At 68.5% G+C, this 20,590-nt stretch carries 17 protein-coding genes; 10 read left to right on the top strand and 7 right to left on the bottom strand.

Annotation, left to right across the window (positions count from 1 at the left end; translation table 11 throughout):
• Window positions 1–29: 29 nt before the first annotated feature.
• Both ACFSXZ_RS21540 and ACFSXZ_RS21535 read right to left on the bottom strand, forming a co-directional pair.
• Window positions 30–575, bottom strand: coding sequence for a DinB family protein (locus tag ACFSXZ_RS21540; RefSeq protein ID WP_378266912.1), 546 nt, complete (start codon window positions 573–575; stop codon window positions 30–32).
• Complete coding sequence (locus ACFSXZ_RS21535) at window positions 572–1,867, bottom strand: amidohydrolase (protein WP_378266911.1); 1,296 nt, start codon at window positions 1,865–1,867, stop codon at window positions 572–574. The genes ACFSXZ_RS21540 and ACFSXZ_RS21535 overlap by 4 nt, the downstream gene beginning before the upstream one ends.
• 20 nt (window positions 1,868–1,887) lie before the next feature.
• Between ACFSXZ_RS21535 and ACFSXZ_RS21530 the strand changes: the two genes are divergently transcribed.
• The 4 genes from ACFSXZ_RS21530 to ACFSXZ_RS21515 all read left to right on the top strand — a co-directional run bounded on the left by ACFSXZ_RS21530 (window position 1,888) and on the right by ACFSXZ_RS21515 (window position 7,146).
• On the top strand, window positions 1,888–3,375 hold the full coding sequence (locus ACFSXZ_RS21530; RefSeq protein WP_378266910.1) for a DUF7782 domain-containing protein: 1,488 nt from the start codon (window positions 1,888–1,890) through the stop codon (window positions 3,373–3,375).
• Window positions 3,372–3,797: a D-aminoacyl-tRNA deacylase gene (gene dtd, locus ACFSXZ_RS21525; RefSeq protein ID WP_378266909.1), complete on the top strand. Its 426-nt coding sequence runs from the start codon at window positions 3,372–3,374 to the stop codon at window positions 3,795–3,797. The genes ACFSXZ_RS21530 and dtd overlap by 4 nt, the downstream gene beginning before the upstream one ends.
• Window positions 3,798–4,065: 268 nt before the next feature.
• On the top strand, window positions 4,066–5,109 hold the full coding sequence (locus ACFSXZ_RS21520; protein ID WP_378266908.1) for a sigma-70 family RNA polymerase sigma factor: 1,044 nt from the start codon (window positions 4,066–4,068) through the stop codon (window positions 5,107–5,109).
• Between the two features lie 375 nt (window positions 5,110–5,484).
• Entirely contained in the window at window positions 5,485–7,146 is a 1,662-nt protein-coding gene (locus tag ACFSXZ_RS21515; RefSeq protein WP_378266907.1) for a fumarate hydratase, read from the top strand.
• 11 nt (window positions 7,147–7,157) lie between these two features.
• Here the strand turns inward: ACFSXZ_RS21515 and ACFSXZ_RS21510 are convergent, their stop codons facing one another.
• Entirely contained in the window at window positions 7,158–7,457 is a 300-nt protein-coding gene (locus ACFSXZ_RS21510) for a hypothetical protein (protein ID WP_378266906.1), read from the bottom strand.
• A gap of 574 nt (window positions 7,458–8,031) precedes the next feature.
• Here ACFSXZ_RS21510 and ACFSXZ_RS21505 point away from each other — a divergent pair.
• The gene (locus ACFSXZ_RS21505) at window positions 8,032–9,201 is read left to right on the top strand and encodes an APC family permease (RefSeq protein ID WP_378267003.1); all 1,170 of its coding nucleotides are present in this window, start codon (window positions 8,032–8,034) and stop codon (window positions 9,199–9,201) included.
• A gap of 7 nt (window positions 9,202–9,208) precedes the next feature.
• Here ACFSXZ_RS21505 and ACFSXZ_RS21500 read toward each other — a convergent pair whose 3' ends face one another.
• Together ACFSXZ_RS21500 and ACFSXZ_RS21495 are read right to left on the bottom strand one after the other, a co-directional pair.
• Entirely contained in the window at window positions 9,209–10,312 is a 1,104-nt protein-coding gene (locus tag ACFSXZ_RS21500) for an NAD(P)H-dependent flavin oxidoreductase (RefSeq protein WP_378266905.1), read from the bottom strand.
• Between the two features lie 69 nt (window positions 10,313–10,381).
• Window positions 10,382–11,986, bottom strand: a complete 1,605-nt coding sequence (locus ACFSXZ_RS21495; RefSeq protein ID WP_378266904.1) for an acyl-CoA synthetase — start codon at window positions 11,984–11,986, stop codon at window positions 10,382–10,384.
• A gap of 102 nt (window positions 11,987–12,088) precedes the next feature.
• Between ACFSXZ_RS21495 and ACFSXZ_RS21490 the strand changes: the two genes are divergently transcribed.
• The gene (locus ACFSXZ_RS21490) at window positions 12,089–12,877 is read left to right on the top strand and encodes a crotonase/enoyl-CoA hydratase family protein (RefSeq protein ID WP_378266903.1); all 789 of its coding nucleotides are present in this window, start codon (window positions 12,089–12,091) and stop codon (window positions 12,875–12,877) included.
• Window positions 12,878–12,952: 75 nt separating this feature from the next.
• Here the strand turns inward: ACFSXZ_RS21490 and ACFSXZ_RS21485 are convergent, their stop codons facing one another.
• Window positions 12,953–14,494: an acyl-CoA synthetase gene (locus ACFSXZ_RS21485; protein WP_378266902.1), complete on the bottom strand. Its 1,542-nt coding sequence runs from the start codon at window positions 14,492–14,494 to the stop codon at window positions 12,953–12,955.
• Between the two features lie 89 nt (window positions 14,495–14,583).
• Here ACFSXZ_RS21485 and ACFSXZ_RS21480 point away from each other — a divergent pair, with 89 nt between their 5' ends.
• The 3 genes from ACFSXZ_RS21480 to ACFSXZ_RS21470 are packed head-to-tail and all read left to right on the top strand — an operon-like array spanning window position 14,584 to window position 17,817.
• Window positions 14,584–15,543, top strand: a complete 960-nt coding sequence (locus ACFSXZ_RS21480; RefSeq protein ID WP_378266901.1) for a Zn-ribbon domain-containing OB-fold protein — start codon at window positions 14,584–14,586, stop codon at window positions 15,541–15,543.
• A gap of 11 nt (window positions 15,544–15,554) precedes the next feature.
• Window positions 15,555–16,613: a thiolase domain-containing protein gene (locus ACFSXZ_RS21475; RefSeq protein WP_378266900.1), complete on the top strand. Its 1,059-nt coding sequence runs from the start codon at window positions 15,555–15,557 to the stop codon at window positions 16,611–16,613.
• A gap of 43 nt (window positions 16,614–16,656) precedes the next feature.
• Complete coding sequence (locus ACFSXZ_RS21470; protein ID WP_378267002.1) at window positions 16,657–17,817, top strand: thiolase domain-containing protein; 1,161 nt, start codon at window positions 16,657–16,659, stop codon at window positions 17,815–17,817.
• A 140-nt stretch (window positions 17,818–17,957) separates the two neighbouring features.
• Here the strand turns inward: ACFSXZ_RS21470 and ACFSXZ_RS21465 are convergent, their stop codons facing one another.
• Window positions 17,958–19,184 carry a cytochrome P450 gene (locus tag ACFSXZ_RS21465; RefSeq protein ID WP_378266899.1) on the bottom strand — a complete coding sequence of 409 codons (1,227 nt, stop codon included), beginning with the start codon at window positions 19,182–19,184 and terminating at the stop codon, window positions 17,958–17,960.
• A gap of 237 nt (window positions 19,185–19,421) precedes the next feature.
• Between ACFSXZ_RS21465 and ACFSXZ_RS21460 the strand changes: the two genes are divergently transcribed.
• Window positions 19,422–20,585, top strand: coding sequence for a steroid 3-ketoacyl-CoA thiolase (locus ACFSXZ_RS21460; protein ID WP_378266898.1), 1,164 nt, complete (start codon window positions 19,422–19,424; stop codon window positions 20,583–20,585).
• Window positions 20,586–20,590: the final 5 nt, after the last annotated feature.

The raw sequence follows: 20,590 nt of genomic DNA, 5'->3' as shown, positions 1-20,590 counted from the left end.
CTCGCGACAGCCGGGGGCGGGACAGCGTCTCAATAGCCGGTGGCACCGTCGATCCGTTCGCGGAGCAGATCGGCGTGGCCGTTGTGCCGGGCGTATTCGGCGATCATGTGCACCATGATCTGGCGAAGCGAAACCGGCTCACCGGACGGGATGTGCGTGCCGGTCGCGTCCAGGGACGGCGCCGCCGCGACGATCTCCCGGGAACGCTCGCACTCCGCCCGCCAGACCGCGAACGCCTCCGCCGGATCGCCGTCGAGGCGTTCGAAGTCCTGGTCCGGGTCGTCGTCCGAGTAGTAGAGATCCGGCACCTCTTCCCCGGCGAACTGTGTCCGGAACCACCATCGTTCGCCGCCGGCGAGATGCCGTGCGATGCCGTGCAGGCTCAGGCCCGACGGCGGGATTTCCTTGGCGGACAAGCGGTCCTTGGGCACACCGGCGCACTTCAGCTCGAAGGTGCTCCGGTGCCAGTCGAGGAGCGAAGTGAGAATCTCTCGCTCGCTCCCGGTCTTGGGCAGCGGTGGGCGGGTGTCCTGCGGCCATGGCCGGGCGAAGTTCGCCGGGGGCGTTTTCGTCATGTGCCCAGCGTCTCAGTGGGTACCGACAAAAACTCGAGCGCGCCGACGACCAGCGTTTCCACGCCGGTACGCAGAGTGGGATGCAGCACCGGGGCGAAGCGAGGCGAGTGGTTCGACGGGATGTCCCGCTCGAAGGTCCCACCGGCGATCGCGTCCAGCACGGCCTCCGCCTCCATGCCGCCGACCAGCCAGAACACCGACGGAGCTCCGGCCGCCTTGCCCAACTCGCCGAAATCCTCGCTTCCGGTCACCAGGGGTGCCTCCAGCACTCGCTCACCGCCGAAATGACCCCGGAACGCCGTGGTCAGGCGGGTGTTCGCGGCCTCGTCGTTGACCGTCACGCCGAAATTCGCGATCGGCGTGATCTCCGGCGGTTCGGGCGCACCCGCCGCGGCCGCCTCGCCGCGCACGATCCGGTCGACCGCGGCCAGCACCTTGGCCCGGACCTGCTCGTCGAAGGCGCGCACGGTGACCTCCAGCACGGCGCTCTCCGGGATCACGTTGTGCGCGGTGCCCGCGTGCACGGACCCGACGGTGACCACGGCCGACTCGGTCGCGGAGATCTCGCGGGAGACGATGGTCTGCAGGCGGAGCACCACCGAAGCGGCCATCACCACCGGATCGACCGTGCTCTCCGGACGGGCGCCGTGGCCGCCACGGCCGTGCAGCACGATCCTGAACCCGTCGGTCGCGGCCATGATCACGCCGGGCCGGGTGAGCACCCAGCCCGCCCCGCCCGGCACGAGATGCTGGCCGAGTACCACGTCGGGCCGGCCGGCCAGTTCGAACAGGCCGTCCCGCACCATCGCCTCGGCTCCGGTGCCCGCCTCCTCACCCGGCTGGAAGACGACGAGCAGGGTGCCTCGCCAGGCATCGCGACCCTCGGCCAGCAGCGCCGCGGCACCGCTGAGCCACGTCGCGTGCATGTCGTGCCCGCAGGCGTGCATCACCGGCAGATCCCGCACGTTCGAGCCCTCGGCCGCACACCCCAGCGCCTCGCTCGCGTAGTCGAGGCCGGTCTTCTCCTCGACGGGGAGCGCGTCGATGTCCGCTCGCAGCATCACCACCGGGCCGGGACCGTTCCGCAGCACGCCGAGCACGCCGGTACCGGCGATGCCCGTGTGCACTTCGAAGCCGCCGGAGCCACCAGAGCCGCTCAGCCGTCGTGCCAGCTCGGCCGCCGTGCGGTGCTCGGCGAACGACAGCTCGGGATGACGGTGCAGGTCCTTGTAGAGTTCTTCCAGCCCCGGCAGCAGCCCGTCCAGCCGGGCGAGAACATCCCGAGCGCTCATACATGGGAAGATTACGCCCCGTGAGTGGCCATCTTCCCCAGTTCACCGACGATCTGTGCGCCCGCCTGCGGGAATCGCTGCGGCGCACCGGGTACGACGCCGACGGCGTGCTGGGCACGCTCGGTGAATCCGCCCACGCGGCGCTCGGCCGCGGTGAGCCGGAGCCGGCCGCGCGAGCCAGCCGTGACGCCGGTGAGCTGGGCACCCTTATCCGCCTCTTCCTGCTGGGCGGCGCCGAACCGCGCGACGCCGTCCGGGCCGCCTTGGCGCCGGTCCCGCTCGACGACGCGATCGCGGTCGGCCTGGTCACCGACGGTGACGAAGTTCGGGCGGGGCTGGACCTGCGCCCGCACGGCGACGAGCGGGGTTCGTGGTGGGTGCTGTCCGACCTGGACTCCGACGTGCTCGGCGGTCAGGTGCCCGCAGACCACGTACTCGGCGTCGGCCACGCCTCGCTGAGCCTGATCCGTGCCACGATCCGGCGACCGGTGGACACCCTGCTCGATCTCGGCACCGGGAACGGGGTGCAGGCGCTGCACGCGACGCGGCACGCCCGGAGGGTGACCGCGAGCGATGTCTCCGAGCGGGCGCTCGCCCTCGCGGACGCGACGTTCCGCCTCAACGAACTCGATGTCGAACTGCTCCGCGGCGAGTGGTTCGCCCCGGTCGCCCGCCGCCGGTTCGACCAGATCGTGTGCAACCCGCCGTTCGTGGTCGGTCCGCCGCGCGTCGACTACACCTACCGGGATTCGGGTCTGGCCGGTGACGACGCCAGCGCGCTCGTGGTGCGGCAACTACCGGCTTTCCTGACCGAGGGCGGTACCGGCCAGTTGCTCGCGTCGTGGCTGCACGTTCGCGGCGAGGACTGGGCCGATCGGGTGCAGCGGTGGCTCCCGCCCGAAACCGACGCCTGGTTCGTGCAACGGGATGTCGCCGATCCCGCCCTTTATGTGGGTACTTGGCTGCGGGATGCGGGAATCGATCCACGCTCAGCGCAGGGCCGCGAGAAGGCGGCGGCCTGGCTCGACTGGTTCGCCGAGGCGAAGGTGCAGGGCATCGGATTCGGTTTCGTGACCCTGCGCCGCGCCGGCACGGCCCATCCGACGGTGGTGTGCGAGGACCTCCGCCAGTCCTACGACGACCCGCTCGGGCCGGAAGCGGGTGCCTGGCTGGACCGCGTGGCGTGGCTGCGCGAACACGACGGCGAACTGGCGGCCACCCGGTTCCGGGTGCCGCCGACCGTGGTGGCCGAACACGTCGACCGGCTCTCCGACGACGGCTGGGAGACCTCCGTGCGCCGGTTGCACCGCACCGACGGGCCCGGCTGGCAGCACGACGCCGACGAACTGGTCACCGCGCTGCTGGCGGGCTGCCGCGGCGTTCTCCCGCTGTCGGACCTGCTGGGACTTCTCGCGGTGGCGCACGGCCGCCCGGCCGGGGAACTGACCGAAGCGGCGCTGCCGGTGGTCCGGGAACTGGTGCGTCACGGAATGCTCGAGCCCGCATGAGGGCGGTCGTCGCGCGAGTCACCGAGGCGGACGTCACTGTCGCCGGAGAGATCACCGGGGCGATCGACGAGCCCGGCCTGCTGGTGCTGTTGGGCATCCACAGCCAGGACTCTCCGGACAAAGCGGACGTCATGGCCCGCAAACTTCACGAACTGCGCATCCTTCGTGACGAACAGTCATGCGCGGTCACCGGTGCGCCGCTGTTGCTGGTGAGCCAATTCACGCTCTACGGCGATACGCGAAAAGGACGACGTCCATCGTGGACCGCCGCGGCACGGCCGGAACCCGCGGCACAATTGTTTGATTTGGTAGTCGAGCGGCTACGCCAAAGGGGTGCCCGCGTCAGCACCGGCGTCTTTGGTGCGGCGATGGCGGTACGGAGCGTGAACGACGGACCGTTCACGGTTCTGGTGGAAGTGTGAAACTTTGGTTCGAACCATTCTTTCGCACTGATTTGACGGCGGATTCACGGGTTTTTCTCAGCTGGACCTCAGGTTTGGTCGAGCAAACCGGGCGCGCGGGCAAGTCGTCCACTTTTCGCAGGATGCGGGAACGATTCGCGGTTCCCCAGCGTTGACCCGAATGTCGGCCAGCCAGCCGGCAGCGCGCGGCGGGAACTCCACAGGACCGCTTCGCGAAGCACAACCGGTATGACGCATAAGCGTCAGCCCGTGACCGGGGAGGCAGAACATGTCAGTACAGACCCTCGAGCGCAAAACTCGCGGGAGCACCGAACCGAGGTTCCCCGAACCCACCGTCGATCCGGCTCTCGACACCAGCGTACCCGCTCAGCAAACTGCCGACGCCGACCTGGACGCGCAAGGCCCCGCGGCGGATCTGGTCCGGGTGTATCTCAACGGAATCGGCAAGACCGCGCTGCTGTCCGCCGCCGACGAGGTCGAACTCGCCAAGCGGATCGAAGCCGGTGTTTTCGCCCAGCACATGCTCGAAACCGCGCCCAAGCTCCCCGCCCAGCGCCGGCTCGAGCTGAAGGCACTGGTGCGGGACGGACACCAGGCCAAGAACCACCTGCTCGAAGCCAACCTGCGCCTGGTCGTGTCGCTGGCCAAGCGCTACACCGGCCGGGGCATGCCGCTGCTGGACCTGATCCAGGAGGGCAATCTCGGGCTGATCCGCGCCGTGGAGAAGTTCGACTATTCCAAGGGGTTCAAGTTCTCCACCTACGCCACCTGGTGGATCCGGCAGGCCATCACGCGCGGCATGGCGGACCAGGGCCGCACCATCCGGTTGCCGGTGCACCTGGTGGAGCAGGTGAACAAGCTGGCGCGGATCAAGCGCGACCTGCACCAGCAACTGGGCCGCGAGGCGACCAACGACGAACTGGCCGCGGAGTCGGGGATCCCCGCGGAGAAGGTGTCGGACCTGCTCGACCACGCGCGCGATCCGGTCAGCCTCGACATGCCGGTGGGCACCGAGGAAGACGCCCCGCTGGGCGACTTCATCGAGGACTCGGACGCCACCGACGCGGAGAGCGCGGTCATTTCCGGTCTGCTCCAGGACGATCTGCGCCGCGTGCTCGCCACCCTGGACGACCGTGAGCAGCACGTCATCCGGCTTCGCTACGGCCTCGACGACGGGCAACCGCGCACCCTCGACCAGATCGGCAAGTTCTTCGGGCTCTCGCGGGAGCGGGTGCGCCAGATCGAGCGCGAGGTGATGGCCAAGCTCCGGCAGGGGGAACGCGCGGAGCGGCTGCGAGCGTACGCGAGCTAGACCCACGGATCACCCGTTGCGACGCACGGCGTGTGGCTTGGCACCCGTTGGCACCATTGACATATGACATGCGTCACGCCACGGTCGAAGCAACGGGCCCGGTGGACGGGGCGTCCTCCGGGTGTTGCGAGCTTCGCGGCGGGTGATCCGTGCCCGGCCGCTTGCCCCGGAAGGTCGGGTCCGTCGGGGTGGGCCCGGCCTTCCGACTTTTCCGGCACTTCTTCCAGCACTTCTGATCCGGGTAGGGCACAGCCCGGCCTGTCCCCAGCGGACATGCCGTGGCTCACATCGCGGTTTCCTCACACCGGGCGGTGCGCGGCCCGGTGCGAGCGGTAACGTCGGCACCCTCCAAGCACGTGCAAAGGGAGCCGAGCCGTGACCGCCACCAGCCCGTTCCAGTACACCGAAGTGCTGCCGCTCTCCCCCGATCACGAGACCGAGTACCGGCTCGTGACCACGGAAGGCGTGCGTGTCGTTCAGGCCGCGGGCCGGGACTTCCTCGAGATCGCACCCGAGGCGCTGACCACGCTCGCGCGCACGGCGATCAGTGACATCCAGCACCTGCTGCGCTCCTCGCACCTGGCCCAGCTGCGCGCCATCGTCGACGACCCGGAAGCCAGCGGCAACGACCGGTTCGTGGCCATGGACCTGTTGCGCAACGCCGCGATCTCGGCCGGCGGCGTGCTGCCCATGTGCCAGGACACCGGCACGGCCATCGTGATCGGCAAGCGCGGTGAAGGCGTGCTCACCGGTGGAGACGACGAAAAGGCCCTGGCTCGCGGAATCCACGACGCCTACCAGGAACTCAACCTCCGGTACTCACAGATGGCGCCGCTGTCGTTCTGGGAGGAACGCAACACCGGCACCAACCTCCCCGCGCAGATCGAGCTCTACCACCGGGACGGGGGCTCGCCGGGGTATGAGTTCCTGTTCATGGCCAAGGGTGGCGGCAGCGCGAACAAGACCTTCCTTTACCAGGAGACGAAGGCGGTCCTCACGCCGAAACGGCTCGCCCGCTTCCTCGACGAGAAACTGCGTTCCCTCGGTACCGCCGCCTGCCCGCCGTACCACCTCGCGATCGTGGTGGGCGGTATGTCGGCCGAATACAACCTGAAGGTCGCCAAGCTCGCCTCGGCCCGATATCTCGACACCCTGCCCCGTGAAGGTTCACCGCTCGGGCACGCCTTCCGTGACGTGGAGCTCGAACAGCAGGTGCTGGAGATGACGCGACAGTTCGGCATCGGCGCGCAGTTCGGCGGCAAGTACTTCTGCCACGACGTGCGGATCATCCGGCTGCCCCGGCACGGCGCCTCCTGCCCGGTGGGCATCGCGGTGTCCTGTTCGGCGGACCGCCAGGCCAAGGCGAAGATCACCGCCGACGGGGTGTTCATCGAACAGCTCGAGCGCGACCCGGCCCGCTTCCTGCCCGATGTCACCGAGGACGACCTGTCCGGCGAGGTGGTGAGCGTCGACCTCAACCGCCCGATGGCGGAAATCCGCGCCCAGTTGTCCGCCTTGCCGGTCAAGACGCGGCTGTCGCTGACCGGCCCGCTGGTCGTCGCGCGCGACATCGCGCACGCCAAGATCGCCGAGCGGCTCGAAGCCGGGGAACCGATGCCGGACTATCTCCGGGACCACCCCGTCTACTACGCCGGGCCGGCCAAGACCCCGGAGGGTTACGCGTCCGGGTCGTTCGGCCCCACCACGGCGGGCCGCATGGACTCCTACGTCGAGCGCTTCCAGGCCGCCGGGGGCTCCCTGGTCATGCTGGCCAAGGGAAACCGGTCCAAGCAGGTCACCGCGGCGTGCCAGGCGCACGGCGGGTTCTACCTCGGATCGATCGGCGGGCCCGCCGCGCGGCTCGCGCAGGACTGCATCAAGAAGGTCGAAGTCCTGGAATACCCCGAACTCGGCATGGAAGCCGTGTGGAAGATCGAGGTCGAGGACTTCCCGGCGTTCATCGTCATCGACGACAAGGGCAACGACTTCTTCGCGGCCACTTCGGAACCCGTCCTGCAGATCAGTTTCCGCAGCTGAACCGGCCGCGCTCAGTGCCTGCTGTCCTCCGACAGCAGCAGGACGGTCCGCTGCCCCAGCGGTTCGTCCAGTGACACCGACACGACCGGGTAGCGGATGTCCATCGTGCACATCTGTCCCCGGGGCGGTGACTGGGTCTTGACCAGGCTCACCACGACGCGCTGTGCGGTCTGTTCCCGCACCTCGCCGTGGACGCGGTCGCAGCCGCCCTCCTGGGCGCGGGCGAAGAGTGTCCGGCCGTCGGCGGAGACCCACACCTCGTGCGGATACCCGGCGGGCAGCGCGCTGAAGTCCACCTGAGCGGCGGGCACCGACCTGCTTTCGGCAGGCGGACTCGTCTCACGCGGCGGGGGCACTGGGGAAGCGGGTCCCGTCGAAGGGGGCCCCGGGGAAGACGGCGCCGGGGAAGGGGGCGCTGGCGCGACCGAAGAACTTCCCGGGGGGCCGCCCGGCGTCACGGTCGACGGCGGCTGACCGCAGGCCGTCCCCGCCACGAGCACGAGGCCGAAACCGATGAGCAGCAATCCTTTCCACCTCATACCCCAAGGACGGAACGGGCGGGCTATGCGGTTGCATGACACCCTTGTGTCAACCCGCGGCTGTCAAGGTGCGTATCGAGCGCGCCTTTTCTTGCTGGTGCTTTATGGGGGCGCAGCCCCCACACCCCCGCTGGGGGCAAGCCCCCAGACCCCCTCATCGGGGCGGCAGGGCGCCCATCAGTCTGACGTGACGTGTGTCGGGGAGGAGCGCCCTGTCGACACGATCGCGGGGGCGCGCAAACTCGCGGATGACTCTGCATCACCTACCGGGTTGAATGGGCGCGTGACGGAACGGCTGGAACGGCGTCTGGGCACCGGGGACGCGGTGGTGATCGGTCTCGGCTCGATGATCGGGGCCGGGGTGTTCGCGGCGTTCGCGCCCGCCGCGAGAGCCGCGGGATCGGGGCTCCTCATCGGACTCGCCGTGGCGGCCGTCGTCGCCTACTGCAACGCCACCTCGTCGGCCCGTCTGGCCGCCCGCTACCCGTCCTCGGGCGGAACCTACGTCTACGGCAAGGAAAGACTGGGCGAGTTCTGGGGTTATCTCGCCGGTTGGGGCTTCGTGGTCGGCAAGACGGCCAGTTGTGCCGCCATGGCACTGACCGTCGCCGCCTACATCGCTCCGGGGCTCGGGCGCGCCGCCCAGTCCGGGATCGCCGCCGCGGCGGTGCTCGCGCTGACCGCGCTGAACTACCGCGGGATCCACCGTTCGGCGCTCGCCACCCGCGTGATCGTGACGGTGTCCGTACTCGTGCTCGGTGGCGCGGTCGTGGCGATCGGCGTCGCCGGCGACCCCTCCGGGTCACGCCTGTCCCCGTTCCCGGGTGGCGGCGTGCTGGGCATCCTCCAAGCCGCCGGGCTGTTGTTCTTCGCCTTCGCCGGATACGCGCGGATCGCCACCCTGGGCGAGGAGGTCCGTGATCCGGCGCGGACCATTCCCCGGGCGATTCCGGTCGCCCTGGCGCTGACTCTCGTCGTCTATACCGCCGTCGCCATCGCGCTCCTGCTTCAACTGGGTCCCGTCACGTTGGGCGCTTCCGCGGACCCCGTCGCGCAGGCGGTTCCGTCGTGGCTTTCCCCCGTGGTCCGCGTAGGCGCCGCGCTGGCGTCGCTGGGCTCGCTGCTCGCCCTGGTGCTCGGGGTTTCCCGCACCACCTTCGCGATGGCCCGGGACCGGAATCTGCCGCGGCCTCTCGCGGCGGTGCATCCCCGTTTCGGGGTTCCCCACCATGCCGAGATCACGGTCGGTGTCGTGGTGGCGATCCTGGTGGCCTTCACCGATCTGCGCGGCGCGATCGGTTTCTCCTCCTTCGCGGTCCTGATCTACTACGCGATCGCCAACGCCAGCGCTTGGACGCTCCGTGGCGACCGGATCATTCCCGCGCTCGGACTGCTCGGCTGCGTCGTGCTCGCCTGCACGCTGCCGCTCGGGTCCGTCCTGACCGGTTGCGCCGTTCTCGCGGCCGGGGCGCTCGCCTGGCTCGTCCGCGGACGCGGACGAGCACGCGACAATTAGGGTTCGTTCAGCGGGTCTTGTCGAGACGGCTCAACGTCTCCTCGTAGCCGCTGACCAGTTCCGCGACGATCTCGGCGACGGGCCGTACCCGGTCGATCCTGCCCACGATCTGCCCGGCGGGCATGGACACCAGTGACGGCTCCTTCGCCTCGTGCAGCCGGTCGTGGGCGGGCGCCACCAGGACGTTCTGCAACGGCATCGGCAGTGGCTTCGGGGCGTCCGGCGCCTCCCACGCCTCGGTCCACCGGGTCTTGAGCAGCCGCGCGGGTTTGCCGGTGTAGATCCGGGTGCGCACGGTGTCCGAGGAAGTCGCGTTGACCAGCGCGGTCTGCATCGCCGTGGAGCCGGGCATGGTCTGCAGGTATTCCTCGGTGGCCAGCCACAACGAGCCCATCCACGCCCCGGACGCGCCCAGCGCGAGCGCGGCGGCGACCTGCCTGCCGGAGCCGATCCCGCCCGCGGCGAGCACCGGGACCTGGTCCCCGACCGCGTCGACGATCTCCGGCAGCAGCACCATGGAAGCGATTTCACCGGTGTGCCCACCGGCCTCGTATCCTTGCGCCACAACGATGTCGACGCCGTTGCCGACGTGCCGCACGGCGTGCTCGGCCTTGCCCGCCAGTGCCGCCACCGGCACCCCGTGCCGGTGGGCCTGCTCGATCACGTCGGGGGGCGGTGAACCCAGCGCGTTGGCGATCAGCTTGATCGGGTGTTTGAGGGCCACCTCGACGTGGGAACGCGCGACCGAGTGCAGCCAGCCGAGCACCGCGTCGTGCCGCTCCCCCTCTCCGGGAACGGGCACACCCAGTTCCCGCAGCGTCCGGTCCACAAAGGACTTGTGCTCCTCCGGGATCAGTTTGCCGAGATCGTCCGGCGTGCCTTCGGTCGGGATCTTGGCCGGCATCACGACGTCCACCCCGTACGGTTTGCCGCCGGTGTTGTCGTCCATCCAGTCGAGCACCCGGTCGAGTTCGGTGGCGTCGTTGAAGCGGACGCAGCCGAGCACGCCCAGCCCGCCCGCCTTGCTGATCGCCGCCGCCACGTGCTCCGACGGAGTGAAACCGACGATGGGGTACTCGATGCCGAGCCTTTCGCACAGCGCGGTGCGCATGCGGTGCCTCCTGTGTCTTCGCCGGCCGCGCCGGGTGCTTTGTCCCTCTGACTACGGGGCCTACCGGACCTACCGGGCTTTGACGGCCGGCTCGTTTTCGGCCGCGAAACGCTGGGCCCACGGGTAGTCCGGCTTGCCGCTGGGCAGGCGGCCGATCTCCTTGGCCAGCCAAATGGTCCGCGGGACCTTGTAACCCGCGATTTCGGTGCGCACGTGTGCCTCGACCGCGGCGAGGTCCGGCTGTTGCCCCGGCCGGCCCTGGATGATCGCGGCGACCCGCTGCCCGAGCCGCTCGTCCGGAACTCCGAGGACGAGCGCGTCGAACACGTCCGGGTGCGACTTGAGCGCGCCCTCGACCTCTTCGGGGAAGACCTTCTCGCCGCCGGTGTTCACGCACTGGGAACCACGGCCCAGCAGGGTGACCGTGCCGTCTTCCTCGTAACGCGCCCAGTCCCCCGGGATGACATAACGGTGGCCGTCGATTTCGGTGAAGATCGTGCGCGTCTTCGCCTCGTCCTTGTAGTAGCCGAGCGGAACGTGCCCGCGGCGCGCGATCCGGCCGACGGCGCCCGGTACCGGCTTCACCACCTGGTTGTCGTCGTCGAGCAGGATGGCGTCCTTGCCGAAGTTCACCCGGGGGCCCGCGGAGTGGTCGGTGTCCTTGCCCACCATGCCGATTCCGGTGAAGCCGCTTTCCGACGAACCGATGGCGTCGGTCAGCACGACGCCCGGGAAGGTTTCGACGTATTCCTGTTTGAGCGACTGGGAGAACAGCGCCGCGTGGCTGGACAACGCCACGAGCGACGACGCGTCGTACTCGCGCTCACGGTAGGCGTCGAGAAGCGGCCGGGCCATGGCGTCGCCGACGATCGCGACGACCTGCACCTTGTGCTCCTGGATGTTCCGCCACACGTCGTGGGCGTCGAACTGCGGGACGAAGACGACCGTGCCGCCAGTGAACAGCGCGCCGAACGCGGCCCACTGCGCGGCGCCGTGGATCAGCGGCGCGACCGGCATCCGGACGAGGCCGTACTGCTTGGCCTGCTCGGCCATGGTCCACTCGTCGGGCACGTACTCACCGGTGACGAAATCGATGCCACCACCGAGCGCCCGCCAGACGTCCTCGTGCCGCCAAATAACCCCTTTGGGGTAACCCGTGGTGCCGCCCGTGTAGAGGATGTAGAGGTCGTCGGAGGTGCGTTCGCCGAAGTCCCGTGAAGGCGATCCGCCCGCGAGGGCGTCTTCGTAGGCGACGCCTTCGAAGTCCGCTCCGGACCCGTCGTCGACGACTACAACGTGTTTCAGTTTTGGCGCGTCGGCGCGCACCCCGGCGACCCGGTCGGCGTACTGCCGCTCGTGCACCAGCGCGACCAGATCGGCGTTGGTGAACAGGTACTTCAACTCGCCGTGGACGTAGCGGTAGTTCACGTTGATCGGGACGGCGCGCAGCTTGAAGGCCGCGAACATCGTTTCGATCATCTCGATGGAGTTTCGCGAGTACACGCCGATGTGATCGCCCTTGCCCACCCCGTGCCCGGCGAGGTGGTGGGCCAACCGGTTGGCGCGCTCGTCCAGCTGGGCGTAGGTGATCTGCCGTCCGCCGCAGATGACCGCGATGCGATCCGGCACGGCGTCGACGGCGTGCTCGAGGAGATCCGCGATGTTGTATGCCACTCAGCCAAACTAGAACATGTTATCGTTTTGGGCAATGGCGAGTAGTCGCGAAGAGCGCTGCCGGCGGCGGTGGCGCCCGCGCGGGAGGACTGGAGGGCAGGCATGACCGGACCACACGCTCTGGTGGAACAACGCGGGCACACCCTGGTGGTGACGATGAACCGGCCGGAGGCCCGCAACGCGATCACCGGCGAGATGATGGCGATCATGACCGAGGCCTGGGATCGGGTCGACGACGATCCCGAGATCCGGAGCTGCGTGCTCACCGGCGCGGGAGGCGCTTTCTGCGCCGGGGCCGACCTCAAGACGATGGCGCGCAACTCCCCCGCCGAATCCCACGCGCGCGGCACGTTCGACCCCAGCCGCATCGAAGGCCTGTTGAAGGGCCGCCGGCTGACCAAACCGCTGATCGCCGCCGTCGAAGGGCCGGCGATCGCCGGTGGCACCGAGATCCTGCAGGGCACCGACATCCGGATCGCCGGGGAAAGCGCCAAGTTCGGCGTGTCCGAGGCGCGGTGGGGACTGTTCCCCCTGGGCGGCTCGGCCGTCCGGCTCACCCGTCAGATCCCCTACACCGTGGCCGCGGAAATACTGCTGACCGGCCGGCACATCACCGCGATCGAGGCCAAGGAGTTCGGCCTCGTCGGCCACGTGGTGCCGGACGGCACGGCGCTCGAACACGCACTCGCCATCGCCGACCAGATCGCGGCCAACGGACCGCTGGCCGTGCAGGCGATTCTCCGGACCATCCGGGACACCGAAGGCCTCCACGAGGAGGAGGCGTTCAAGATCGAGGCCCAGTACGGCCTGAAGGTCTTCCAGTCCGACGACGCCAAGGAAGGCCCCCGCGCGTTCGCCGAGAAGCGCAAGCCCGAGTTCAAAGGCCGCTGAAAAGGCACTGAAAAAGACACTGAAAAGCGAAAAGGCCGTGTGCGTCCGGACGCACACGGCCTTTTCGGTCAACGCTCAGATGGCGCGCTCGCGCCCCTCCCAGTACGGATCGCGGAGCTTTCGCTTGTAGAGCTTCCCGTTCGGATCGCGGGGCAATTCCTCGACGTAGTCGATGCTCTTCGGGAGCTTGAATTTCGCCAGCCGTTCCCGCGCGTAGGCGAGAAGTTCCTCCGTCAGTACGTCGTTCGGCTCGACACCCGTGGCGGGCTCCACGACGGCCTTGATCTCCTCGCCCCAGTCCTCGTGCGGCACGCCGAAAACGGCCACGTCGGCCACCTTCGGGTGCATGACGAGTTCGTTTTCGATCTCCGCGGGATAGATGTTCACCCCACCGGAAATGATCATGTCGTTCTTGCGGTCGTGCAGAAAGAGATATCCGTCCTCGTCGAGATACCCGACATCGCCGAGCGTGAAGAGCTCACCCGCCCGCGCCTTTTCGGTTTTCGCCCGGTCCCGGTGATACTCGAACTTCGAGTTGCCCATCTTCATGTAGACGGTGCCGGGCTCGCCCGGTGGAAGTTCGCGGCCCTCCTCGTCCAGGATCTTGATCACCGAACCCGGCCACGGCCGCCCGACGGAACCCGGCTTGCGCAACCATTCCTCGCCGCTGATGGCCGTTCCGCCGCCCTCTGTCGCCGCGTAGTACTCCGTGACGACCGGCCCCCACCAGTCCAGCATCTGGCGCTTCACCTCGGGCGGGCACGGCGCCGCACCATGGATCACGTTCCGCAGCGAGGACACGTCGTACTTGGCGCGCACCTCTTCGGGCAGCCCCAGCAACCGGCGCAACTGGGTGGGCACGACATGGCTGTGCGTCACCCGGTGCCGCTCGATCAGCCGCAGCATCTCCTCCGGGTCCCACCGGTCCATCAGCACCGCCGTGTGCCCGAGCTGGATCGAGATCGCCACGAAATTCAGCACGGCCGTGTGATAGAGCGGCGAGCCGCACAGGTGCACGTGGTCGTCGAAGGGTTTGAGCCCGAAGATGCCGAAGAACCCGGACGCCGCCACCGGCACCTCGTCGGGGTCGGCACCGGTCAGCGGACGGCGCACGCCCTTCGGACGGCCGGTGGTGCCGGAGGTGTAGAGCATCGGAGAACCGGCCGTGCGGCGCCGTGGCCGCCCTTCACCCCCGGCGCCGAGTTCGCGGACGTCGCCGAAACCGTCGATCCGGCCGACCGCGAACCGGGCGCTCTCCGGCAGACCGGCCTCGTCGGCGGCCGCGATCGCGACCTCGGCGAAGCGCTCGTGCGCGATGAACGCCTTCGCGTCGCTGTCGGAAAGGATGTAGGCGATCTCGGGACCGACGAGATGCCAGTTGACCATCACGACATAGAGACCGGACTGGATCGCCGCGAAATACGCGGCGAGCAGTTCGATGCCGTTGGGCTGCAGCACCACGATCGCGTCGCCCGTTTCCAGGCCGAGGTCCCGCAGCCCGCGGCCGTAGGCGTCAGCCTTGGCCGCCAGCTCCCCGTAGCTCGTCTCCGTGCCGTCCGGACTGATCACAGCGGCACGCCCCGGTTGTTCGGCGGCGATGTTCCAGAGCCCCGTCATGAGCTCAAATCTAGAACGTGTTCCACCGCGAGGCAAGTGCATCCCCTCGGCGCCTTGCCGACTTTTCGAGAACGTGTTTCACTCATCGCGTGAGTACCCCGCTGTCCGCACCGCTGGAAGTCGGCTTCGACTACACCCGCTCGCTCGGGCCGGTCCTGGGCCGGTTCGTCACCGGCCTGCGCGACCATCGCATCGAGGGAATCCGAGGCTCCGACGGCCGGATTCACGTGCCGCCGGTCGAGTACGACCCGGTGACCGCCGAAGCCCTGAGTGAGTTCGTCCCGGTGGCCGAGGAAGGCACCGTGCTGTCCTGGTCGTGGATCGCGCATCCGCTCGAAGGACAGCCCCTGACGGATCCGTTCGCGTGGGCGCTGATCCGGCTCGACGGAGCCGACACGGCCATGCTGCACGCCGTCGACGTGCCCGCACCGGCGGACATGCGGACGGGAATGCGGGTTCGCGTGCGCTGGGCCGAAGAGACCACCGGGCACATCCGCGACATCGCCTGCTTCGTGCCCTCCGAGGGCACCACCTCACCGGAACCCCCGCCTCCGGCCACCGACGGCGCGCCGGTCGAAATCATGATCACTCCGGTGCATCTGCACTACCAGCATTCCGCTTCTCCCGAGGAAAGCCGGTACCTGCGCGGACTGGCCGAGGGCCGGCTGATCGGCCAGCGGTGCCCCGCCTGCCAGAAGGTCTACGTTCCCCCGCGCGGCGCCTGTCCCACGGACGGGGTGCCGACCGCCGAAGAAGTGGAACTGCCCGACACCGGGATCGTCACCACCTTCTGCGTCGTGAACGTGCCGTTCCTCGGGCAGCGCATCAAGCCGCCCTACGTCGCCGCCTACATCCTGCTCGACGGCGCCGACATCGCGTTCCTGCACCTGGTGCTCGGCTGCGACCCGTCCGAAGTCCGGATGGGACTGCGCGTGCGCGCGGTGTGGAAGCCACGCGACCAGTGGTGGACAAGCCTGGAAAACATCGATCATTTCGAGCCGACCGGCGAACCGGACGCGCCCTACGAGTCCTTCGCCCACCATCTGTGAGGGGAACCCCGATGCAAGACGTCGCCGTCGCCGGGTTCGCGCAGGCACCCAACGTCCGCCGTACCACCGGCACCACCAACGGCGTGGAGATGCTGGTACCGATCTTCGCCGAGGTCTTCGCCAGTACCGGTTTGTCCAAAAAGGACATCGGCTTCTGGTGTTCCGGTTCGTCGGACTACCTTGCCGGCAGGGCGTTTTCGTTCATTTCTGCGGTCGACGCCATCGGCGCCTTCCCTCCGATCCACGAGTCCCATGTGGAAATGGACGCCGCCTGGGCGTTGTACGAGGCATGGCTGAAGATCCGCACCGGCGAGGTCGACACGGCGCTGGTGTACGGATTCGGCAAGTCATCGGCCGGCCAGCTCCGGCGCGTCCTCTCGATGCAACTCGACCCGTACACCGTCGCACCGCTCTGGCCGGATTCCATCAGTATCGCCGGTATCCAGGCGCGCATGGGCCTGGAAGCGGGATTGTGGACGGAAAAGGATCTCGCCGAAGTGGCCGCGAGGAGCCGCGCCGACGCGGCCCGCAATCCGCACGCGCAGATCACGGACGCCGTCGACGCCGGCGACCTTCTCGCCGCCCCGTATTTCGCCGATCCCCTGCGGGCACACGACATCGCGCCCGTCACCGACGGCGCGGCGGTGGTGATCCTGGCTTCGGCCGACCGGGCGAAGGACCTCGTCGAGCGGCCCGCGGTGATCACCGGTTTCGAACATCGCGTTGATTCCCCCGTGCTGGGCGCGCGCGACCTGACCCGCGCTCCTTCCGCCGAAGCCGCCGCACGGGCCGCCGGAGCCGACGGGGTGGAGGTCGCCGAACTGCACGCCCCCTTCACCCACCAGGAACTGATCCTGCGCACCGCCCTGGGTCTGGACGACCACGTACGCATCAACCCCTCGGGTGGCGTGCTCACCGGCAACCCGATGTTCTCGGCCGGACTCGCGCGGATCGGCGAGGCCGCGACCCAGATCTTCACCGGGTCGGCGCGGAAGGTGCTGGCGCACGCGACCAGTGGGCCGGCGTTGCAGCAGAACCTCGTGGTCGTGCTGGAAGAAGCCGCGGGTTGAGGACGATGTGAACAAGCCGATTCCGACGAAGCCGGAGGGCCGGATGGCCAAGCAACTCGCCGCGGTGCTCGGCACCGGGCAGACTCATCACCGCGCGAAACGGACGGACGTGTCGATGGCCGGCCTGGTCCGGGAAGCCATCGACCGTGCGATGGCCGACGCACGGGTGGACTGGTCCGACATCGACGCGGTGGTGCTCGGGAAGGCACCGGATCTGTTCGAGGGCGTCATGATGCCCGAACTGTTCCTGGCCGACGCCATCGGCGCGACCGGCAAGCCGATGCTGCGGGTCCACACCGCCGGATCCGTCGGAGGCTCCACCGCGCTGGTGGCGGCGAGCCTGGTGCAGGCGGGTGTGCACCGGCGAGTGCTGACCGTCGCCTTCGAGAAGCAGTCCGAATCGAACGCGATGTGGGCGCTGTCGATCATGCCGCCGTTCCAGATGCCCGTCGGGGCCGGCGCGGGCGGATATTTCGCACCCCACGTGCGGTCCTACATCCGGCGTTCGAAGGCGCCCGAACACGTCGGCGCGATCGTCGCCGCGAAGGATCGGCGCAACGGCGCGCTCAACCCCTTCGCCCACCTCCGGCAGAGCGACATCACGGTCGAGTCCGTCCAGGCATCGGCGATGCTGTGGGATCCGATTCGCTACGACGAAACGTGCCCGTCTTCCGACGGCGCCTGCGCGATGGTGATCGGCGACGAGGCCACGGGGGACGCCGTGGGCGACGCGGCGTGGATCCACGCGACCGCCATGCGCACGGAACCCACCACCTTCGCCGGACGGGACCAGGTGAATCCGCAGGCAGGCCGGGACGCCGCCAAAGCACTGTGGCGGGAGGCGGGCATCACCGATCCACTGTCCGAAGTGGACGCCGCTGAGATCTACGTGCCGTTCTCCTGGTTCGAGCCGATGTGGCTGGAAAACCTGGGATTCATGCCGGAAGGCGAGGGGTGGAAGCTGACCGAGGCGGGTGAGACCGGGCTGGGAGGCCGTCTGCCGGTGAACCCTTCGGGTGGCGTCCTTTCGTCCAATCCGATCGGCGCCTCCGGCATGCTCCGCTTTTCCGAGGCGGCCAAGCAGGTCATGGGACGAGCGGGCGACTACCAGGTCGAGAATGCCAGGGTCGCCCTTGGACATGCCTACGGTGGCGGGTCCCAGTACTTCGCCATGTGGGTCGTCGGCTCGGCGAAACCCGCCTGACCTTCGGTCACGAAGCCGGACCCCGGAGTCTCCGGGGTCCGGCCTTTTCCTGCCAGGCTCGTCACTTCGCCCGGGCGCAACACGAAGCCCCCCGTCTGCCCGTCCGCACGGGCATTCGGGGGGCTGTCAGCTTTCGGCCGTCACTCGTAGGCGACCTGGTAGTGCTTGATGCCGTTGAGCCAGCCGGAACGCAGGCGATCCGGCTCGGAGACTTCGCGGATTCCCGGCATCTCGTCGGCGATCGCGTTGAAGATCAGGTCGATTTCCAGCCGCGCCAGGTTCGCGCCGATGCAGTAGTGCGATCCGGTCCCGCCGAATCCCACGTGCGGGTTGTCCTCCCGGAAGACATCGAACTTCTCGGGCTGGTCGAACACCTCGGGGTCGAAGTTCGCCGAACTGTAGAACATACCGACCCGGTCGCCCTTGCTGATGTGCTGCCCGCCCAGCTCCGTGTCGGCCATGGCCGTCCGCTGGAAGGCGATCACCGGGGTTCCCCAGCGGACGATCTCGTCGGGGGCGGTCTTGGGTCGCTGCTCCTTGTAGAGCTCCCACTGTTCCGGATGGTCGAGGAACGCCTTCATCCCGTGGCTGATCGCGTTGCGGGTGGTCTCGTTACCGGCCACCGAGAGCAGGATGACGAAGAATCCGAACTCCTCGGAGCTCAACGCCTCACCGTCCACGTCGGCATGGAGCAGCTTGGTGACGATGTCGTCCATCGGGCAACGGCGGCGTTCCTCGGCCATGTTCCACGCGTAGCCCACCAGCTCCGCGGAGGCGGCCAGCGGCTCGACATCGTATTCCGGGTCGTCGTAGCCGATCATCTGGTTCGACCACTCGAAGATCTTGCCGCGGTCCTCCTGCGGGATCCCGATCAGTTCGGCGATCGCCTGCAACGGCAGCTCGCAGGCGACGTCCTGGACGAAGTCCCCGGAACCCTTCTTCCTGGCCTCGTACACGATCCGGGCCGCGCGCTCCCGCAACGTGTCCTCCAGCTTGAGGATCGCCCTCGGCGTGAACCCCTTGGACACGATGCGGCGCTGCTTGGTGTGCTGCGGGGCGTCCATGTTGAGCAGCACCAGGCGATTGGCCTCCATGCCCTGCTCGTCCAAGCTCTCGTCGAACCGGATGATCGCGAGCTTCTCCTGCGAGGAGTAGAGCTCGCTGTCGCGGGAGACCGCCTTGACGTCCTGATGCCGGCTGACCACCCAGAAGCCGTTGTCCCGGAACCCCGCCTTGTTGTAAGGCTGTTCGTTCCACCAGACCGGAGCCGTGCGGCGCAGTTCCGCCCACTCCTCGAGCGGCAAGCGGCTCGCGTACAGATCCGGGTCGGTGAAATCGAAGCCGGCAGGGATCATCGGTGTCGCCACGGCTACCTCCGAGAGTCGGTGGAACACGTTCTAACACCGATTAGAGCATACGGCGTTAACTCGCTGAAGGGTTTGAGTGAAACCCGTTAACTTTCTCGATTAGGATCTTGAAATCCCTGGTTGGAGGCCAGGTTCGAACCACGGCCGGCATCGTGGTGTCAACCCTCGACTCTTGCCTAAAACTGGAACTTGTTCTAGCTTCGAACCAGGTGCGCAACGTCGGACAAAGGAGACCTGGTGGGCGACCCCGTCATCGTCGAGGCCGTGCGGACGCCGATCGGGAAGCGGCGTGGCTGGCTTTCCGGTCTGCACGCCGCGGAACTGCTCGGCGCGGCGCAGCAGGCGTTGCTCCGACGCGCCGGGCTGGATCCGGTTCTGGCCGAGCAGGTGATCGGCGGTTGCGTCACCCAGGCCGGTGAGCAGGCGGGCAACGTGACCCGCACGGCGTGGTTGCACGCCGGTCTTCCGGAAGGCACCGGAGCGACCACGATCGACTCGCAATGCGGCTCCGCGCAGCAGGCCACTCATCTGATCGCCGGCCTGATCGCGGCCGACGCGATCGAGATCGGCCTCTCCTGTGGCGTGGAGGCCATGAGCCGCGTGCCGCTCGGCGCGAACCGGGGCGTCGACGCCGGCGAACGCAAGCCCGCGTCCTGGTCGATCGACATGCCCGATCAATTCGGCGCGGCCGAAAGGATCGCGGTCCGCCGCGGGCTCGTTCGCGAGGACGTCGACCAGTTCGGGGCGAGCTCTCAGCTCAAGGCCGCGAAGGCATGGGCGGAAGGCCGCTTCGATCGGGAAATCGCCGCCGTGACGGCACCGGTACTCGACGCGGACGGTGCACCGACCGGGGAATTCCGCGAAGTGAGCCGGGATCAGGGGCTGCGTGAGACCACCGTCGAGGGGTTGGCGAAACTCAAGCCGGTGGTCGAAGGCGGGGTGCACACGGCCGGGACGTCCTCGCAGATCTCGGACGGCGCCTCCGCGGTGTTGCTGATGGATGCCGGGCGCGCACGCGATCTTGGTCTGCGACCACGAGCACGCATTCGCGCGCAGGCGCTGGTGGGCGCCGAACCGTACTACCACCTGGACGGTCCGGTCCAAGCGACCGAGCGGGTCCTCCGGCGGGCCGGGATGAAGATCGGCGATCTCGATCTGTTCGAGGTGAACGAGGCCTTCGCCTCGGTGGTGCTGTCCTGGCAACAGATCCACGAAGCCGATCCGGAGAAGGTGAACGTCAACGGCGGCGCGATCGCCCTCGGCCACCCCGTCGGCAGCACCGGGACACGCCTGATCACCACGGCCCTGCACGAACTCGAGCGTCAGGATGGTGAGACCGCGCTCGTCACCATGTGCGCCGGCGGCGCTCTGTCCACGGCGACGATCCTGGAACGCCTCTGACCCTC

Origin of the sequence: Amycolatopsis pigmentata (genome assembly GCF_042684065.1) — a bacterium.
Classification (GTDB): domain Bacteria; phylum Actinomycetota; class Actinomycetes; order Mycobacteriales; family Pseudonocardiaceae; genus Amycolatopsis_E; species Amycolatopsis_E pigmentata.
The sequence above is the reverse complement of the archived record's forward strand: the minus strand, read 5'-3'. Positions and strand labels throughout refer to the sequence as shown.

Excerpts from the sequence above, each read along its gene's own strand:
- ACFSXZ_RS21540 (WP_378266912.1), bottom strand. The coding sequence starts at position 575 with ATGACGAAAACGCCCCCGGCGAACTTCGCCCGGCCATGGCCGCAGGAC.
- ACFSXZ_RS21535 (WP_378266911.1), bottom strand. The coding sequence starts at position 1,867 with ATGAGCGCTCGGGATGTTCTCGCCCGGCTGGACGGGCTGCTGCCGGGG.
- dtd (WP_378266909.1), top strand. The coding sequence starts at position 3,372 with ATGAGGGCGGTCGTCGCGCGAGTCACCGAGGCGGACGTCACTGTCGCC.
- ACFSXZ_RS21520 (WP_378266908.1), top strand. The coding sequence starts at position 4,066 with ATGTCAGTACAGACCCTCGAGCGCAAAACTCGCGGGAGCACCGAACCG.
- ACFSXZ_RS21505 (WP_378267003.1), top strand. The coding sequence starts at position 8,032 with ATGATCGGGGCCGGGGTGTTCGCGGCGTTCGCGCCCGCCGCGAGAGCC.
- ACFSXZ_RS21500 (WP_378266905.1), bottom strand. The coding sequence starts at position 10,312 with ATGCGCACCGCGCTGTGCGAAAGGCTCGGCATCGAGTACCCCATCGTC.
- ACFSXZ_RS21490 (WP_378266903.1), top strand. The coding sequence starts at position 12,089 with ATGACCGGACCACACGCTCTGGTGGAACAACGCGGGCACACCCTGGTG.
- ACFSXZ_RS21485 (WP_378266902.1), bottom strand. The coding sequence starts at position 14,494 with ATGACGGGGCTCTGGAACATCGCCGCCGAACAACCGGGGCGTGCCGCT.
- ACFSXZ_RS21475 (WP_378266900.1), top strand. The coding sequence starts at position 15,555 with ATGCAAGACGTCGCCGTCGCCGGGTTCGCGCAGGCACCCAACGTCCGC.
- ACFSXZ_RS21470 (WP_378267002.1), top strand. The coding sequence starts at position 16,657 with ATGGCCAAGCAACTCGCCGCGGTGCTCGGCACCGGGCAGACTCATCAC.